At 56.5% G+C, this 18,373-nt stretch carries 16 protein-coding genes; 14 read left to right on the top strand and 2 right to left on the bottom strand.

The features are described from left to right. The first annotated feature begins 24 nt into the window (after positions 1 to 24). The 6 genes from CEE69_RS06145 (at position 25) to CEE69_RS06120 (ending at position 5,602) form a co-directional block, all read left to right on the top strand. The gene (locus CEE69_RS06145; protein ID WP_099259849.1) at positions 25 to 951 is read left to right on the top strand and encodes a DUF58 domain-containing protein; all 927 of its coding nucleotides are present in this window, start codon (positions 25 to 27) and stop codon (positions 949 to 951) included. Then, positions 951 to 1,463, top strand: coding sequence for a DUF4381 domain-containing protein (locus CEE69_RS06140; RefSeq protein ID WP_099259848.1), 513 nt, complete (start codon positions 951 to 953; stop codon positions 1,461 to 1,463). Before CEE69_RS06145 ends, CEE69_RS06140 begins: the two co-directional genes overlap by 1 nt. Continuing rightward, entirely contained in the window at positions 1,457 to 2,494 is a 1,038-nt protein-coding gene (locus tag CEE69_RS06135; RefSeq protein ID WP_099259847.1) for a VWA domain-containing protein, read from the top strand. Before CEE69_RS06140 ends, CEE69_RS06135 begins: the two co-directional genes overlap by 7 nt. Beyond that, positions 2,491 to 3,447 carry a vWA domain-containing protein gene (locus CEE69_RS06130; protein ID WP_099259846.1) on the top strand — a complete coding sequence of 319 codons (957 nt, stop codon included), beginning with the start codon at positions 2,491 to 2,493 and terminating at the stop codon, positions 3,445 to 3,447. The genes CEE69_RS06135 and CEE69_RS06130 overlap by 4 nt, the downstream gene beginning before the upstream one ends. Further along, entirely contained in the window at positions 3,444 to 4,070 is a 627-nt protein-coding gene (locus CEE69_RS06125; RefSeq protein ID WP_099259845.1) for a tetratricopeptide repeat protein, read from the top strand. Before CEE69_RS06130 ends, CEE69_RS06125 begins: the two co-directional genes overlap by 4 nt. 227 nt (positions 4,071 to 4,297) lie before the next feature. Beyond that, positions 4,298 to 5,602, top strand: coding sequence for a BatD family protein (locus CEE69_RS06120; RefSeq protein ID WP_099259844.1), 1,305 nt, complete (start codon positions 4,298 to 4,300; stop codon positions 5,600 to 5,602). A 347-nt stretch (positions 5,603 to 5,949) separates the two neighbouring features. Here the strand turns inward: CEE69_RS06120 and CEE69_RS06115 are convergent, their stop codons facing one another. After that, positions 5,950 to 7,365, bottom strand: a complete 1,416-nt coding sequence (locus tag CEE69_RS06115) for a carbohydrate porin (RefSeq protein ID WP_099259843.1) — start codon at positions 7,363 to 7,365, stop codon at positions 5,950 to 5,952. A gap of 198 nt (positions 7,366 to 7,563) precedes the next feature. Between CEE69_RS06115 and CEE69_RS06110 the strand changes: the two genes are divergently transcribed. The 3 genes from CEE69_RS06110 to CEE69_RS06095 are packed head-to-tail and all read left to right on the top strand — an operon-like array spanning position 7,564 to position 11,459. Continuing rightward, positions 7,564 to 8,541, top strand: coding sequence for a hypothetical protein (locus tag CEE69_RS06110; protein ID WP_099259842.1), 978 nt, complete (start codon positions 7,564 to 7,566; stop codon positions 8,539 to 8,541). Continuing rightward, positions 8,538 to 10,487, top strand: coding sequence for a mu-protocadherin- cell-suface protein (locus CEE69_RS06100; protein WP_199169805.1), 1,950 nt, complete (start codon positions 8,538 to 8,540; stop codon positions 10,485 to 10,487). The genes CEE69_RS06110 and CEE69_RS06100 overlap by 4 nt, the downstream gene beginning before the upstream one ends. A gap of 33 nt (positions 10,488 to 10,520) precedes the next feature. Beyond that, complete coding sequence (locus CEE69_RS06095) at positions 10,521 to 11,459, top strand: hypothetical protein (RefSeq protein ID WP_099259840.1); 939 nt, start codon at positions 10,521 to 10,523, stop codon at positions 11,457 to 11,459. Positions 11,460 to 11,525: 66 nt separating this feature from the next. Here the strand turns inward: CEE69_RS06095 and CEE69_RS06090 are convergent, their stop codons facing one another. Then, positions 11,526 to 12,935 (bottom strand): DcaP family trimeric outer membrane transporter, encoded by a 1,410-nt coding sequence (locus CEE69_RS06090; RefSeq protein ID WP_099259839.1) that lies wholly within the window; start codon positions 12,933 to 12,935, stop codon positions 11,526 to 11,528. Between the two features lie 470 nt (positions 12,936 to 13,405). Here CEE69_RS06090 and CEE69_RS06080 point away from each other — a divergent pair, with 470 nt between their 5' ends. From CEE69_RS06080 to cls, 5 genes are all read left to right on the top strand, one after another. Next, complete coding sequence (locus tag CEE69_RS06080; protein WP_233214903.1) at positions 13,406 to 13,747, top strand: DUF3302 domain-containing protein; 342 nt, start codon at positions 13,406 to 13,408, stop codon at positions 13,745 to 13,747. Beyond that, positions 13,744 to 13,929, top strand: coding sequence for a hypothetical protein (locus tag CEE69_RS06075; RefSeq protein ID WP_099259836.1), 186 nt, complete (start codon positions 13,744 to 13,746; stop codon positions 13,927 to 13,929). Before CEE69_RS06080 ends, CEE69_RS06075 begins: the two co-directional genes overlap by 4 nt. Continuing rightward, positions 13,926 to 15,050, top strand: coding sequence for an HlyD family secretion protein (locus CEE69_RS06070; protein ID WP_099259835.1), 1,125 nt, complete (start codon positions 13,926 to 13,928; stop codon positions 15,048 to 15,050). Before CEE69_RS06075 ends, CEE69_RS06070 begins: the two co-directional genes overlap by 4 nt. A gap of 67 nt (positions 15,051 to 15,117) precedes the next feature. After that, the gene (locus CEE69_RS06065) at positions 15,118 to 16,524 is read left to right on the top strand and encodes a hypothetical protein (protein WP_233214902.1); all 1,407 of its coding nucleotides are present in this window, start codon (positions 15,118 to 15,120) and stop codon (positions 16,522 to 16,524) included. Between the two features lie 234 nt (positions 16,525 to 16,758). Further along, positions 16,759 to 18,231, top strand: coding sequence for a cardiolipin synthase (gene cls / locus CEE69_RS06060; protein WP_099259833.1), 1,473 nt, complete (start codon positions 16,759 to 16,761; stop codon positions 18,229 to 18,231). The last annotated feature ends 142 nt before the right edge of the window (positions 18,232 to 18,373 follow it).

The raw sequence follows: 18,373 nt of genomic DNA, 5'->3' as shown, positions 1-18,373 counted from the left end.
GCCCGCTTTGAACGAAGGCTGCCCATGTCCGCCCGAGTCACTGTCACATTTCAAGATCTGCTTCAATGCAAAGCGGATGCGCGCGGGTTCTCACTCCAACCGCGCCAACCCGTTGGTTCCCTGCTAGCCGGACGCCACGCATCGCGCCTTCGCGGTCGCGGATTGTCATTTGAAGAGCTTCGCCAATACCGACAGGGCGATGACATTCGCCAAATGGATTGGAAAGCGACCGCGCGTCTGCGATCGCCGCACATCCGAGTTTACAGCGAAGAACGCGAACGCCCGGTTTTGCTGCTGATCGATCAACGCACTCCCATGTTCTTTGGGAGCCAGCGAGCGATGAAATCCGTCGCGGCTGCGGAACTGGCCGCGATGGGTGCTTGGCGTTCGCTTGCCAGTGGCGACCGCGTCGGCGGGTTGGTTTTCAATGAAAACGAAATCGCGGAAGTCCGCCCTCACCGCAGCCAAACTCGCGTTCTGCATCTGCTGCATCAAATCGTTCGGCTGAATCAAACCCTTGCTGCACCGTCGTCCGCGACGACACCGCCGCCCGCTTCACCAATCACGTTGAACCAGGTTCTCGAGAACGCGTCGCGAATCGCTCGGCATGATCACTTGGTAATCCTGGTCAGCGACCTCGACGGAGCCGACGAAGAAACCAGTCGCCTCGTGACTCGGATCGCCGCTCACAACGATGTGCTTGTCACGGCGGTCTACGACCCGCTTGGCATTCGATTGACCGGTGCCCCTGGCATGCTGGCCAGCCACGGCGGACGAACCTGGGAAATCCCGGACCACGCCTCCTTTCCCGAAGACTTCCAGGCAGCGTTCGGGCAAGTCCTCACGCGTTGGCGAAGCGTCTTTCGATCGTTGCAAATCCCTCTGATGCCGCTTTCCACAGCGCGGCCCGTCGCCGAGCAAATCCGCGTTCTCTTTGGGAACACCGCGTGATGAAAGCCAGCGACCCAGCCAGCCTCGATCGCCTGAACGACATCGTCGTTCCCGCTCCCGTTTCGTGGTGGCCACTCGCGCCGGGATGGTACGTGCTGTTTGCCATTCTGTTGACAGTGGGCGTTTGGCTGGCATGGAAGAACTGGCGGACTTGGAAAGCGAACGCCTACCGCCGCGAAGCAATCCACGAACTGGAATCTGCTAACACGGTCGGTGCCATCTCCGAGCTACTCCGCCGCACCGCTTTGACAACCACCTCGCGATCCGAACTGGCGACGAAGACTGGCGACCGTTGGCCTGATTGGTTGTCACAACAATTTCGAAACACAACCCACCCATCGATATCGCCAACCGTTCGCGAGCAATTGGCAACCGCGGCCTACCGCGACGACACGGGGCAAGAATCCCTCGACGAACTGAAGGCGTTCGCCGCTGCTTGGATCGCCCAGCATTCCACCAACCATGCTGCCTCAGCCGACACGAACGCGACCAGCGAGGAACGATCATGTTGACGTTCGCTTACGCTTGGTGCTTCCTTTTGTTGCCGGTGCCTTGGTTGGTGCGAGCGATCTTGCCGCCCAAACAACGCCACCAGGTTTCCGTCCAAGTTCCCTTCGGCAATCGACTGCAACAAGTCTTGGGTGGCACCACGTCGACAACCACCCAGCCGCGAAACTGGTCTCGTCGCCTGATTGCGATCGTCGTTTGGTGTTGTGTCTTGATCGCAGTTGCCCGACCACAATGGCTGGAACCGCCCATCACCAAAGAGATCCCCACCCGAGACCTGTTGCTGCTGGTCGATCTGTCGGGCTCGATGGCACAGGAAGACTTCCAAAACGACGCGGGCAAGAATGTCCCCCGGCTCGATGCGGTCAAAGAGGTCCTCGAAGACTTTCTCGCGAAACGCAAGGGCGACCGCGTGGGCTTGGTCGTCTTCGGCGATGCGGCGTACCTCCAAGCCCCATTCACCACCGACCTGCAACTCTCTCAAGAATTGCTCGGTGAATGCGAAGTCGGTATGGCTGGCCCTCGAACCGCGTTCGGGGACGCCATCGGGTTGGGAGTCAACTTGTTCGACGAAGATACCAAGCGAGCCAAAACCATCATCGCACTGACCGACGGCAATGACACCAAGAGCAAGGTTCCTCCGGTCGAAGCCGCTCGCGTGGCAGCTCAACGAGACATCAAGATTTACACCGTCGCGATCGGTGACCCCACCACCGTCGGCGAAGACAAACTGGATGAACAAAGTCTGAAAGATGTCGCCTCGGAAGCCGGTGGCAAATACTTCTTCGCTGCCGATCGCGAACACTTGGCGGGCATCTACGACGAACTCGACAAAATCGAAACGAAGAACATTGAAACCATCAGCCACCGCCCACGCACAGACATTTACTACTGGCCGCTTCTAGTCGCATTGCTGCTGTCGATGCTTGAAAAAGCCATCGCGACTTGGCGAGGCCGACGTCACACGGCGCCCGCCGAACAAGACCGACGGATCCACGTCAATCCAATCACCGGCGAGATGGAGGTGGCGGCATGATCGACACCTGGAACGCACTTCACTTCATCCGTCCGGCTTGGTTGCTGCTCATTCCAATCGCAATCGGTTTGGCATGGGTTTGGCATCGCAGCCACGATCCGCTTCGAGGTTGGCGAACCCAAATTGATTCGGATTTGCTGGACGCCTTGGCCCACCAAAACGGACCGTCTTCCAAACACTGGTGGCAGAACCTCCCGTCGGCCACTTGGCTGCTGGCGGGCTGGATTTTCTGCGTCGTCGCGATCGCGGGTCCCACTTGGCGAGTGGAAGCCAACCCGTTCGCACAAGACGCTCAACCATTGATCATCTTGATGAAAGCGGACGAATCAATGGCATCGGCGGCCTTGGCCACCACGCCGCTGCAACGAGCCGTCTTGAAGATCGCCGACTTGGCCAAAGCACGCCAAGGCGACCCGTTGGGTTTGATCGCCTACTCCGGATCGGCCCACACGGTTTTGCCTCCCACCGAAGACACCGCGGTCGTCGCTGACATGGCCGCGGAAATCAGTCCCGCGATCATGCCTGTCGCGGGCGATGCACTCGACCAAGCGATCACGGAGGCTGGTCGCTTGATCAACCGCAGCGAAGGCGGCGCAACGTTGTTGATCATCGCCAATCAAGCCAACCTCGACGCGAAGCAAGTCGCCGCGGCTCACCAAGCGATTGGCTCACCGCCGATTGAAATCCTGAGCTTGCTGCCCGAAGAATCTCAAGAAACCGAATCACTGCAAGCCATCGCGAAAACACTTGGCGGCAAGCGAATCGCACTCACAATCGACGACCAAGACATCGAATCCATCGTGCAGTACGCCGAGCGTCGGTCGTCCACAGGGCTGGCTGGACAAAGCGATCGCTGGCAAGAATCGGGTTATTGGCTTTCGCCGTTGCTCGCTGTCATCGTGGCGTGGTCCTTCCGCCGTGAACGCTCCTCCAACGAGGACGCTTCCCAATGAAAACGTGGCTGATTCTAGGCGTGATCGGTTGGTCGACTTGGTGGTGGACACCAGACCAACTCGGTCAGCGATGGATGGAACAAGAACAATACGCCGAAGCCGCCAACGCCTTTGACGATCCAATGAGGGAAGGCGTCGCTTGGTATCGCGCTGGCGAATTTGCCGAGGCAGCGAAATCTTTCTCCCGAGCAACGGGGCCTCAGGCCACTTTCAACCTGGGCAACTGCTGGCTGATGCAAGGCAAGTACGACGAAGCCATCTCCAGCTATCAGGACGCGTTGAAAGCACAACCGGATTGGAAGGAAGCCCAAGAGAACCTGGACCTCGCAATCGCTCGCAAAAAATTGACCGAGTCCAAAGGCGGGGACGCCGGCGACCAACGCTTGGGAGCCGATGAGATCGTGTTCGACAAAGACAAGAAGAAAGACGAAGGCCAGGACACTGAGATCACCGCAGAACAAGCCGTGAACGACGCCTCCGTGCAAGCGGTGTGGTTGCGTCAAGTGCAAACCAAGCCAGCCGATTTCTTGAAGTCAAAGTTCCGCTACCAAATGGCCAATCGTGACCGGGAATCCCAAGACCAACCTGTCGAAGCGAAGACCAGCGATGGAGGAGAACCATGACCGCCCCTTCGCAACATGCTTTTGGTGCCAATCCACTTCGTGTTCTTGCTGGGCGGCGTCACTTGCGTGAGCGGCAAGGCGCTAGCCGCCGGCTTCCCACGGTGTACCGGCGGCTAGCGCCCTGCCGCTCACAAACTCGCCAACTGGCTACGGCAATTCGAATGGTAGCGGCAGGGGCCAAGCCCCCCGGTAACACACCGGGCGGCTCGCGCCGCTCCGCTAAAAACATGTTCAAACAGCTCCATCACGTCTCAGCTACCTTCCTAGCGTTGGCACTCTGCCTGACCGTTTCCCCAGCCATCGCCGAGGACGAACCCCGACCGGTCACGATCGAAGTCCCCACTCCGAAGGCTTGGGTGGGACAACGACTGCCATTCTCGGTGCAAGTCCGCGCCCCTGGATCGTTTGTGGGTGCGACATCGTTCTCACTGCCGCAAATTCCACGCACAGTGATCCTGCAAGTCGGATCGCCCGTGGTGTCCTCCGAAGAAGTTGGGGACGAGTCCTGGTTTGTGCAAACCCACGAATTCGCGTTGTATTCGCAATCCTTCGGCACCGTCAAAATCCCCGCGTTCGAAGTCCGCTACGCCAACCGAGACGGCTTCACAGGACCGGCGACCGATCACACTCAGCAGACCACCGAAGTGACCGTCGAGATCCAAGCACCACCGGACTACGATCCCGATGTCTTCGTGGTCACGGCTGACAAAATCGACATCCAAGAAACATGGGATCCACCGCCGGGCAAAGCCAAGCAAGGCGACGTGGTCCACCGCACCATCACCCAAACAGCCGATCAGATTTCGGGCATGGTGCTCGCTCCACCGCCAACCAACGTTCCCGATGGCATCCAAGCCTACGTCAAGTCACCTCAAGTGAACGACCACACCGAGCGAGGTGAGTTCACGGGCGAACGAATTGACACGGTGACGTATCAGTTCAAAGGTTCGGGAACACTCACTCTGCCAGCAATTCGATACGTGTGGTGGAATCCCGACAACGAATCCTATGGATCGCACAGTTTGCCCGCAGCCACGTTCGATGTGGCAGCCGCTCCTCAGCCTCAACTCGCAACGGTGGAAGAGCCCAATTGGCAACCGTTGGCATGGATGTTCTCAATCCTGGGCGCGTTGGCCATTCTGATCGCAACGCAGTCCCACCGGATCGCAGTTGGATATCGAACGATCCAACATCGAATCAACCCGCCCGACCGTGTCGCGGCTCGCAAGCTCATCCGGGCGTGTCGCACAAATGATGCTCACGCAGCAGAAACCGCATGGAACCAGTGGCTCAACACGCAACCCGAAAACGTCCGTCTCTCTGACGGTCTGCGTTCAGCGGTCTTGGATCTGCATCGATTGCTCTACAGTCACGCTGCCGCGACAAACTCCGCTCCCTCGGCCAAAACGCAAACCGATTCAGCCTGGAAAGGCGAGTCGCTTGCCCAAGCGTTTCAGCAACACCTGCACCAGCGGCGTTCCAAGCACCACACACCCGAGGAACACTTGCCGCCTCTCAACCCCATCGCTTGAGAGTAGTTGTGCAGTTTCGAAGCACTACGGTCGCAAACATCAATTCACCCTCCCAAACGCAGAGGTCGTGCAGTTTTTAAATTGTTGTATTGCCACGCGTTTATCATCACCCTCCCCTTGGGAGGGTCGAGCGAAGCGAGGGGAGGGTCGAGCATCGGAACCAGCGCGTAACCCTCCCCGGCCCGAAGCGGGCCGACCCTCCCAAAGGGAGGGTGAAATGAAACTGCACGACCTCCGCAGCGGGAGGGGTCGGAAAGCGAGCGTTGAGCGAGATTTCCGGAGGAGGGCACTCCGCGTCACCAGAAACTGCACCGCTTCATGCCGGATGCGTTTGACATCCTGCCTTCTCAGAACGCAACGTTCATCCGCAGACCCAACAAGTAAGCATCCGCGACTTGTTCACGGGCTTGATCGATCCACTGAAAGTCAGGTGTCATCGAAATCGATTCGGTCAACTGAGTTCGATAAAAAACCTCCACACCTTGCGAGTCGCCAATCGGTCCCAAGGTGCCGGTCAACAACGGACCGATCTCGTCGCTTGTCCCGCTGTAGTAATACCCCACACCAAACGTGTCTCCATCGCGAATGGGGCTCGCACCGCCCAGACCAGCACTCAGCAAGTAGCTGATCGGGTTTGTGTCGCTGTCGGCGATCCCGGCTCGGGCAAAGTATCCCCAGTGCCGCGTCGAATCACACGGATCAACCCACAACGCTTGGTCCGTGTTCCAGTACACCGACCATGAATCGGACGCACGATTGATCGGCACGTTCGGAAGGATGATTCGAGGGTCTTGTCCCAACGAGACATAATCGCGGCTGCTCCAAGAGGCACCGACCAATTGGTGCCCAGGCGTCCCCAACCAATCCGTCGCCACTCGCATTTCGGCGGACACGGTCACGCCTTCCGCGAACAGTTCGTCAAAGCCATCTGAGTCGGCGGTGTCCGTGGGGTTTATCACCAAGAAGTTGAAGGCAGGTTCACCTTCGTCACCCAGCACAATGAAACCACACCCAAGCGATGCGTAAGGAACTGATCGCAACACAATTGGGTTGGCGACAAACGCGACATTCGAAAACTGCGTGACGCCACGGCCACCGGCATAAGCATTCGTGTCGCCGTCGAGCGTGTCCAACTTCCCGGCGTAGACCGCGAAACGTTCCGAAAGGAATTGCGTGAACAGCACATTGGTCAGGTACAAACTCTCGCTGTCCGCGACCGGCAAGTCAGCGGTCAAAGTTGGTGGCAAGATCACGCCAGCAGATTCGCCGATGCTTTGGCCAAATCGATGCTCAGCTCGCAGTTTCAAAAACAAACCTTCGTGAACACCGAGCTTTCCAAGGTCCATGTTGGCCACATAGTCACCGTGGCCTCCATAGCGGCTGGTCTCTTCGAGGCCACCGCTGACGGTTCCAAAGTAGTACTGCGTCAGGTTGTTAGAAAACGTGATTCCGCTCTCGGCAAAACACTGCCGGATCTTCTTGCAAATGCAACCCTCACCACCACAGTCGTCTCCGCAACACGATGCGGAGTCGCACGACAAAGAATCACAGCCGAGCGAATCGCACGCGAACAATGCAGAACAATCGTCCACCTGAGCGTGCGAGACTTGGGTCGCAAAACCGGCGAAAACGAAAACGACGCAAAGAGCAATCTTTCTAACGTGAAGATTCTGTGCAGATTGGCGTTGGTCCATCGAGGTGCCTCGAAATCGATCGAAAAAGGCTTGTCTATCCAAACAATTCACACCCTCCTTTTCGGTCATCTCCGTCCCGAACCTTGTCTTTCCCACATGCTAAAAACGAATGGTTTGAAATCCCCAGCAGAAGTTCAAGTTCTGCGGATTATCTGGTTTTCGACGGAAGCAATTCGGGGCTCGAGTCTTTAAGATAAGAGGGATGATCGCCAACCGCGTTTGGCCCGGTCTCATCTCCCTCTCATCTGCCGGCTGGAACACTCAAAAATGAACAAAGGCCCAACACTGCTGCTCGGTGCATGCCTCGCCGCCGCGATCTATGGATCCGATGCTCCCAGCCTCGTTGCTCAAGACGGTCAGCCCACCGTTGCTGAAACCACGTCGGCGTCTCCAGTCCGTGACCGCCTGAAACAGTATGCCAATGCGTTCAATGATCGGAAACTCGATTCGCTGGTTCAGTTCCTTGCGTCTGACGTTCGCTACCAAGACAAATCATCCGGACGAGAGGCCAACTCCGCTTCGGAATTGATTGGATTGATCCGAACCGCCGTCGAAGCCGAACCCACGTTGAAACTGAGTGCGAACGTCGACTCCGTTGAGCAGGAAGATTCCGAACATGCGATCGTGCGTGGAACGACCACTCTTTCATCGGATCAAGCTCCTGACGAAGTCTCCTCGTTTGAAATCACTCTCTCGAAGCCTTCGGCGGATTGGGTCATCACTTCGCTCATCGAGAGTTCGATCGAGTCGGGTGAACCTGCCAACCCTGTTGAATCGCTTGGATGGTTGGTCGGAACATGGAAAGAAGACTCGGAGGATGGCCTGCGAAGCAACATCCAATTCATGCCTGGCAAGCGTTTCTTGCGACGCACGTTTCAGATGGGATCCGATCTCGAACCCGTCGGCTACGAAATGATCGGCTATGACCCGCGATCGAACCGTGTGAAGTCGTGGACCTACTTTGTCGACGGCAGCTTTGGCAGCGGCCATTGGGCCGGCGAAGAAGATCATTGGCGAATGGAGATGACTCAGACACTGGCCGATGGCGGACAAGCCACCGCGACGTGCATTGTCCGCCCCATTGATCATGACACGATGACGGTTCGCATCATTTCGCGAGTCGTCAACGGTCTACCTCTTCCTAACGGAAAAGCCGTCACGCTGAAGCGTCAAACGGACACCGACAACGCAACCAGCATGGAACCTTCGGCCGATACCGCGACCCCACCGGGAGCCAACCAATGAATCTTTCGATCAATTCAATGCAGCGTTCGAACTGGCTTGCGGCATTTGTCGCCTTGTCCATCAGCATGATGTTGATGCCGTCGCTGGAAGCGGGCGGATTCGGCGGACGAGGTGGAGGACGCGGTGGCGGAGGAGGCGGCCGTTCGATGGGAGGCGGTGGCGCACGACCCAGCATGGGCGGCGCTCGTCCGAGCATGGGCGGCGGAGGCGCGAGCTTCAATCGCGGAAACATGAGCGGCAACTTTGGTGGCGGCAACCGTATGCCAACCAGTCGACCTCAAACCAGCATGCCACACGTCGGCGGCAACAACTTCAGTCGTCCAAACGCCGGCTCACCCAACTTCAATAGTCGCCCCAGCCCGAGTCGTCCCAACATGGGTTTGCCGAACACCAGTCGCCCTAGCATCCCCAGCACCGGAACACGCCCCTCACGGCCCGATATCTCTCGCCCCGGATCAAACCAGCCTGGGAACACTCGTCCCGGTGGCAACCTGTCCAATCGTCCGGACCGACCGAGCACTCTCCCCGGCAACAGGCCCGGATCAGATCGACCTGGAATCGATCGACCCAACAACGGTCGCCCCAATCTTCCCGGCGGCGATCGGCCTGGTGCCAGTCGACCTGGCGGCGAACGTCCCAACCGCCCCGGCGGATCAAACCGTCCCGACATGCCTGACTTCGGAAAGCTCCCTGGTGGACGCCCTTCGGCTGGCGACGTCGGAAACTTCTTGGGTTTGGATGGTCCTCTGCGTCCTGGCGAAAGTGGCCGCCCAAACTTGTCCGATCGTCCGGAGCGTCCCAACCGCCCTGGAACTTCTGATCGACCTGGATCAGGAAACCGACCGGGCAATGGCGATCGTCCTGGCAGCGGCGACCGACCAGGCGATGGCAACCGACCCGGCGACCGTCCCTCGCTCGCCGATCGACCTGGAAATGGTCCAGGCCCTGGCAACCGTCCCGGCTTGGATCACCGCCCCAATCCCAACGATCGACTACCACCGGGCCGTCGTCCCAACATCAACGTTGGCGACGTGAACATCGGTAACAACAACATCATCAACAACAAAGTTGGTTGGGCAAACATCGACAACAATCGAGTCAACCAAATCAACAACCGCTGGCGAAACCAATTGAATCATGTCAGCAATTGGCCAACCATCCCGCCGCATCGCTTTGACCACTTTCATCGCTGGGGGAATCAAGTTCGCCGCGGCTGGCACTACCACGGCTTTGGACCCAATTGGTGGGGACGTCATCCATTCCGATTCTGCGGCTGGCACTACTTCTATTCGTACAGGTACTACCCATACACGTATTGGTGGAGCACACCGACGTATCCCATGGTCACCAATTGGTTCACGACGAGTGCCCCTGCTGCGACCGTGGAACAACCGGTCTATTACGACTACGGCAGTGAAGGCAACGTGACCTACCAAGACAACCGCGTTTACATCGGCGGCGAGGAAGTGGCGACAACCGAAGAGTTCGCGCAATCGGCTGCTGACCTAGCGACCGTCGAAGCACCTGAAAACGAAGAGAGTGCTGAGCAATCCGAATGGTTGCCCCTGGGAACATTCGCCTTGACAACCGACGCCGATGACGTCGACCCCGACCGTGTCATTCAATTGGCGGTCAACAAAGAAGGAATCATCTCGGGAACGCTTTACAATCAGAAGACCGACGAAACCCAAGCGATCCAAGGTCAAGTCGACAAAGAGACCCAGCGAGTCGCTATGCGAATCGGTGAGAGCGAAGACGTCGTCGCCGAAACAGGTCTTTATAATCTGACGCAAGATGAAGCTTCCGTTTTGGTTCACTTCGGAACGAAAACGCAAGACACTTACTTGCTGGTTCGATTGCCCAGCCCGGAAGACTCCGACCAGACAGCGGCTTCCGCCGATTCGTCGACGGATCAACCAGGCGACGCATCGAACGAAAACAACTGAAATCATTTCCAACCACGCCGATGAGATAGCACCATGCTTCGTCACTTCTTACTCCTCGCCGCGGTCCTCGTGACCGCATCGATCGCAGACGCCAAACCTCGTACTTGGACCAGCGCCGACGGTGCGTACAAGCTGGATGGTGAGCTGATTGGATCCAACGAAACCACCGCGATTTTGAAGCGACGTGGTTCAGGTCGCTTGGCTGCCATCGAACTCGCGGACCTATCCGAGGAAGACCGCAACTTCGTCAAGAAACAAGGCAAGAGCGGATCCAAGCAGGAAGCCGGCGATGACCTGGAGATGCACACCTGGACCTCTCGCGAAGGGCTGAAGATCCGTGCAAAAATCCTCGCCTATGGCAAGAAGGAATACACGCTGGATCGAAAACTAGGCGCCGTGACCATCAACGGCAAAGCCTTTTCAACCTTCGATCCGCTGCACCAAAAACTCATCCTTCGCGTTCTTTCGGTCCTCGAAAAAACGCCGCTGGAAAAGCAATCCGACCTCAATAAATTTGTTTCGCTCTTCGCAGGACAACCCAAGTCCTACCCGCTCGAAGGTGTGCTGATGGAACTCCCATCGGGCGATCAAATCGCGGTCCCTTTCTTCATGTTCAGTGAAAAGGATCTTGAGGTCCTGCAAGCTGGCTGGGAAAACTGGCAGAAATACCACACCGACGAGGATGCTCGGGCTCGCGAAGATTTGATGATGCGTTCCGAAGCATCTCACTACCAACAAAGCATGGCTCAAGAACAACAGCGGCAACAGCTGGAAGTTCTCAAGTTCAACATGGCCGCCGTTCGCACCGGACTGACATCGATCTGGGAAGTCCAAATCGCTCCCAACCGTGGCGTCTATGGCCGCCCCACCAGCATCATGGTGACCGCTCGGGACAGTTTGACCGCGACGCAAATGGTGCTTCCAAACTACCCAGGTTATTCCATGATCGGCGTCCGCAAAGTCAGCTACTGATTCAGGCAAGCAGCAGTCTTCTGGCATATCAGCTTTCGCAATGGCTCGCGGTTTCGACACGAGACCTCAGGGCAGATAGAAACCAAACGACATTTGCAACCGAGTCGCGTCGGCTTGGTCGCCGTCTTGGTTCTCGCGTGTTCCGCACAAGTACTCGATCCCGATGAACACGCGGTCGACTGGATTGTGGATCAAGTTCACTGCGAGGTAGTTGGTCTGCCGTAGGTTGGTGCCAGCCTGGCCAGCAATCGGATCGAGGATCAGCTCGCTGTAAGTCAAATTGGACGTCAGCCGATCGTTCCAAACATGCTTGCACCCGATCATCCATCCAAACATCGGTAAGATGGAAGCACTGTTCGGACCGGTGGACACAACATCGGGTGAACCGCGATAGCTACCGATCCCTTCCCCGAATGTGATCTGGGAATAGACCCGCGTGTCGTTCAACGGTTTGGCTGATCCGGTGAAGTTGAAACCCCAGGCGGTATCGGTGAGAACGGGATCTCCGACCGGTTGAAAGCCCAATTCGCGAACGACAAACGCGGCCTGAAAATCGCCGCGGTCTCGCTCCAACTTCAAGTGAGTGATCACATCGGGCGTCTCCGTCCGTCCTTCTCCCGTCACGCCGTTTGGAATCTCAATCTGAATTCGCGGGTCTTCCAATGACACTGCCCACGACCACCCTGAATCTCCCAGCGGCAAATCCAATCGCACCAAACCTTGGCGACGGTTCACGTTTGAAACGGCTCCTTCGAAATCCAATGTCTGAGGAACGGCCGACGGATGCGTGAACGTGGTCCAGGTTTGGCCCGCCGTGAAGTACCCCATCGTCCCGTAAGCATGACGCAACCGAAACGATCCATTGCCGCCGTCATCACCACCAAAGAAATCGGCTTCCACAAACGCCCGAACCACCTCTCGTTGAACTTTCCAACGGGTGTCGAAACTCAAGCGTGACGACCGAGCATGGAACCGAGAATTCTTCCGGTCGGCGGCTCCAACGGGAATCTCACTGGTGTCGAATGAATCCACCGAGTCGATGGGATCGAAGTCGGATATAAAATCCGCTTTGACGAACCCACCAATCTTCAGTGCCGCCTCTTCGCCAAAGACAACAATTCCACGATCGAAATCGGGAAACGCGGTGAAGTTGTTTTGCTGCTGTTCGCCGAGCGAACGATCAAACGCCTCCGACGTGAATGACCGCCGATTCAAACGTTCCGACGAATCCAAATCCAGTTGCTGCAGCACTTCAGTCACGGGAGATTCAATCGCGTCCAGGCTCTCACCAAACTCCGTGAACTGCGTTAGCAGCAACGGATCTTCGAGCGTATCCTCCTCAGCCATCCTCAACAGTGACGCAAGGCTATCTTCCGAGTGAACCGGGACGGCAAAGAGACACAGTCCGACCATCGGCAGCATCCATCGCAGATCGGCAAGCTCACTGATCGTTCGTGCGATGATTTTGGAGCTCATGCGACTTCGTTCGGTCAGAATCCTTCACCCTTGCCAGCAAACGGCTTGCTACCAATTGCCAGTGCGTTCGTGCCTGGTCTCGTTACTGAACGGACACGCAGAAGTCCATTTGGCAGCTCAGCCGCTTGGTCCCCAGCGGACGGTTGATTTCACCAGCCACACGGCGTTATCCGCGGTTCGCGTCCCTCGAATGAATCGACAAACACGGTGGCAAACTTGAACGATTCTGCGGGATCTGCTGCCTCGCCGGCCATCTGACCCTTCATCAAAACTCCACACACTTTGGAGAGCGTGTTCGTTCAAAAACAGATCCAAAAAACGTCGCAGAACCATTCCTGGCCACCTTATGACTGACAAGCTTTGCTGGTTCTGGATCAGAACCAACGGTATGATGACACGGCGATCTCGGAGTGTTATCGCAAACGAGGTCTTGCTACTTCTCTAACCGCGAGCCAAACATGGAATATGGATTGCAATCTGCCGGACCGGCGCTTCGCATCATCTCATTGATCTTTCTGCTCGTCTTTGCGGCTTTGATTATCGCGGTCGCCGTGGGCCTAGCGGCTCTTCCCGGCCAAATCGCGAAACGCCGCCAGCATCCGTTCTCCGACGCCGTCAACATCGCCGGATGGCTTGGCCTGCCCACTGGGATCGTTTGGGTGCTGGCAATGGTTTGGGCGCACATGAGTCCAAAACCGAACGAGTCTTCCGGCCACGCCACAACCGAATCGGCACAACTCGCCGCGCAAGTTCAACAACTTGAATCGCTGGTGGATGCACTGGAACAAACCTCAAGCGGAAATCAATCATGATCCCTGCCCTCCTGAGTTGCGTCTTCGTGATTTACCTGTATCGGAAGTTGAACGCTCCCGAACCATCCTCGCCCGAACAAGATTCATCAGATGAGAATGATGATCTTGCCAGTCGACTTGATGCACTACGAGAACGGATTGCCCGGTTGGATTTCAACTCATCACAAGGTGAATCATCATGAGCTGGATTCTCAGTGGCCTCTATTGCGGGACGATCTGGCTGATCTTTGCCAAGCTCAAACTCATTCGATTGTCACTTCCTGTGGCCATTGTCTTGGCGTCCGTCGGCCCAGGATTGATCATTGCTTTGCTGTTTTGCGCGCAATACTTTCACCCTTACACAAAACAATCGATTGTCATCGCACAGATCGACCCGATCACCGCTCAACTATCGGTCAGTGGCCGAGTGAACGAGGTTCGCGTTGCACCCAATGAACCAATTCAAAAGGGCGATGTGCTGTTCACTGTGGACCCGGTTCCCTATCAAAATGCGGTGAACCTCGCCAAAGCGGGGCTGGAACAAGCCAAGCAGAACGTCGAGCTTTCGAAGTCAACCGTTGAACTATCGAATGCGACACTCGATCGCGCGAAAGCGGATTTGACCTACGCGACCAACGATCGCGACCGCTATCAAAAACTTCGTGAATCTGGCGGTGCTAGCCAAGACGAATTAGAGCGTGCGGAAACGCAGTTCCAACAGGCTGGCGCTGCATTGAACCAGGCTGAACAATCGCTGAAGCAAGCGAGCATCTCGGTCGGAGTGGCACAGGCAAAGCAAACACAGGCTGAGACAACGCTGGACAATGCAGAATATGATCTTCAGCAAACGACCGTCCGGGCGCCCGCGAACGGCTATGTGACCAACCTTCAACTTCACCCTGGCATGCTGTTGGGTCCCACGACCGGCCCCGTCATGTCATTCATTCGTGACACCGACGAACATAAGCGAGGCGTGATTGTCGCCGTATTCGACGAGAAAAACTTCTTACGGATCAAACCCGAACAATACGCGGAATTGGCAATGGACGCCTATCCAGGTGAGATTTTGACGGGGCAGGTACTCGACGTGATCAGTGTTTCCGGCACGGGCCAGTTGGTTGCCAGCGGCGCCATTCCCACTGACTTGGCGTCGGGAAAACCAACACAATTCGCGGTCCGAATTCAGCTCGATGAGGTTGATTCCCACCCGCTGCCCGGCGGTGCACAAGGGCAAGCCGCTGTCTATACTGGTGACGTCCAAATAGCCGGAATTCCTGTCATGTTTCTTATCCGTGCGAACAGTTGGATGAACTATCTCTTCTAATCGCTCCGCGGATCGAGCCTTTGATCCACCTCCTTTGACGTACCGAGCCGAAACCATGCGAACGCTGATGAATTTGGGCCCTGTGATGGCCCTTGCTCTTCTTTTCTCAATTTCTTCATCTGTCGTTCACGCAGAAGAAAAAGCCAAGATTGAGCTGCTGCTCGACCGATCACCCGCACCCGGGAATGCCATTGGCTATGTCAACGTTCCCGCCCTGAACAAACTGATGAAGGATGCCGGCTTCTCACCCGCCGCCTCTTCCAAAGTCAGCGAAGTCTGGTTTCTCGCGGATCTCGAAATCGCAACCCTGCGTCCCAAATGGGAAGCTGGCTATGCGGTTCTCAACCAACCTGTTGATGCAAAGAAATTGGCGGATCGTTTGGGCGGTTATGTGGACAACGTTGTCGATCATGACGTGGTGCACGCTCCCAACCAAACCTACTTCGTTCCCGGTGAAGACCATCCTGAACGCTTGGGCATTCTTCGCCCCACCGATCGATCGCTCTTGGCAGGGTGGCTGACCCCGGTCATCGATGTGAAGTACACACCGTTCCTGAGTGCTCACGCCAAACAACCTGAGTCGTTTCTGTCATTCATGTTGGCAATTGACTTGGACAACGTCCTGTCACCGGTTCCTTTGAAGACGCGACTCGAAGGACTGGACTCGCTGAAGTCCAACTCTCCGGAGTCCGTCGCCGGCACCCTCGCATCGATCCAAGGCTGCAGCATCATCGTTGGTCGCCGCAGTCTCAACGAGTGCATCGCGAAATTCGAATTTTCTAAATCGCCTTCGTCACTGAAATTGATCGCCCCAGAACTGCTCGCTGAGATCCTTCAACGCAACGGCACCGGTGCTCCCGAAGTGAAACAATGGGAAGTTTCTGTCGAAGGAAATTCACTCTCGCTCAAAGGTCCGATCACCCAATCCAGCCTCAGCGGTTTGATGGGCATCTTCAGCCTTCAAAGCCAAGCTCAACAGGCCGCCGCACGAGCCAGCCTCTCTGAACAGAGCGAAGAACAACGAATCGCTTACGAGTCCAAGCACTACTTCGATGAAGTCAACTCCATCATCGAACACACACGCGACCACAAATCGCAAACCGCTGGTGCGATGGCAAAGTGGAGCGACCAACGAGCTCGTCAGATCGACGAAATCGGCACACTCAACGTCGACCCCGCCATGGTTCAGTACGGAACCAACGTGGCCGAATTGCTTCGCGGCAATGCACTGACCGTTAGGCAAACCAACATCGACGCCGGAAAAATCAAAGCCAGCCAGAGCCTCGACACCGGCTACTACAACGATGGCTATGGTTACTACAACACCAACAGCACCACGGATTACCAACGCGTCACCAGTGCGATTGCCCAAGGCAACGCCTATGGAAACTACCGAGAAGCGCTCAATCAGATTGACAAACTGACCGCCGCAATGCGTCGCGATATGACTCAGAAGTTCAAAATGCAGTTCTAGACGTCTGACGTGGAAACGTGGCCCCTCGTCAGGCAACTGCCGTTCAGCCTGACATCAGAGTTTGACCACGATTCAGCGACGACCGGGTGACATCAAAGCCGATCGACACCAGATCCCAACTGGTCTTGTCGATTGGCTTTGTTCATTTCCCAACATCATGTCGGTTGCGATTGCACGACCAGAAAGCTCTTGACCTCTTCTCCTCGCCAAACCTGACGTCGACTGAACTAGCAAATGGATCTCGGACAATACTTTCAAATTCACATTGACGCGGTTTCGATCGGTCTGGTTGCACACGTTGCCATCGAAGCAATCACGATCATTCGCGTGATGTCGCGACCTCACCGTGAACCTGCTTCACGCATCGCTTGGGTGACTGTCATCGCGGCCGTTCCATTCCTGGGCGTGTTTCTATACGTGTTGTTTGGTGAGACCAACATCGGGCGTCGACGCATGGAACGCATGAAGCAAGTGATGAAATGCTTGCCAGCGACACCGGAGATCAATCCAGAGGAGTCCCGGCACGCGGTGGCGAATGTTCCAAATCGATATCAGCATCTGTTTCGAATGGGCGAGTCAATCAATGGATTCGAAGCGATCGGTGGCAACTTCGGAACACTGATGCACGATTCCAACTCCGCCGTCGATTCCATGATCGCGGACATCGACAATGCGACGGATCATGTTCACTTGCTGTTTTACATTTGGTTGCCGGACAACAATGGTCTAAAGATGGTCGAGGCTCTCAAGCGAGCCGCACTGCGAGGCGTGACCTGCCGGGCGATGGCCGATGACTTGGGTTCTCGAACGATCATTCGCTCGGCTCATTGGAAAGAGATGCAGGACGCGGGAGTGCACGTTTCTCGAGCCCTGCCGATTGGAAACTTGATGCTGCGGGCTCTTCGTGGACGCATCGACCTTCGCAATCACCGAAAGATCCTGGTGATCGACGGAGCCATCACGTATTGCGGCAGCCAAAACTGCGCAGACCCTGAGTTCCGAGTCAAACCCAAGTACGCTCCTTGGGTCGATGCAGTGATTCGTTTTGAAGGACCCATCGTTCGACAGAACCAGGAACTCTTTATCACCGATTGGATGTCCAGCACCAGCGACGACCTGACGAGTCTGCTGGACCGACCGCTTCCTGACACGGGGCCTGGTTTTCCCGCTCAAGTCATCGGCACCGGCCCGACCGTTCGTGATTCAGCGATGCCAGAGGTCTTTGAAACTCTGTTCCATACGGCACGACGGAAGTTGACCATTTCGACGCCGTACTACGTGCCCAACGAGTCCATGCAACAAGCCCTTTGTGCGGCCGCTTGGCGAGGCGTTGAAACAACGCTCATCATGCCAGCCAACAATGATTCGCGAATCGTCGGAGGAGCCAGCCGAAGTTACTACGCTGGATTGCTCGAAGCGGGCGTTCAGATTCACGAGTACACCGGCGGTTTGCTGCATACCAAATCAGTGACCCTCGACGATGAGGTCACTTTGATTGGTTCCGCCAACATGGACCGTCGCAGCTTTGACCTGAACTACGAGAACAACATCCTGTTCCACAATCCCGAACTCACTGCCGATGTCTTCGAGCGGCAGTGTGCCTACATCGAGCAGTCCAATGAGATCACTGCCCGGGCGGTTGCGGAATGGTCTCTTCCCCTTCGCTTGTGGAACAATGTGCTGGCGACGCTGGGTCCGATTCTTTAACTTCCACACACCCTCGCGGGTGAGTGTGGCTCCGTAGCGATGCCGCCTTCCGGCGATTGGATTACATTGGCGATCACCGCCCCCAATCGATTTCGTTCTTAGCATCCGCCGGGAACAAATCGAGCTCGGAACCATCCTAAGA

This window comes from Rhodopirellula bahusiensis (assembly GCF_002727185.1).
GTDB classification, from domain to species: Bacteria; Planctomycetota; Planctomycetia; order Pirellulales; family Pirellulaceae; genus Rhodopirellula; species Rhodopirellula bahusiensis.
Note: the sequence above shows the minus strand (reverse complement) of the source record. Positions and strands in the feature narration are given on the sequence as shown.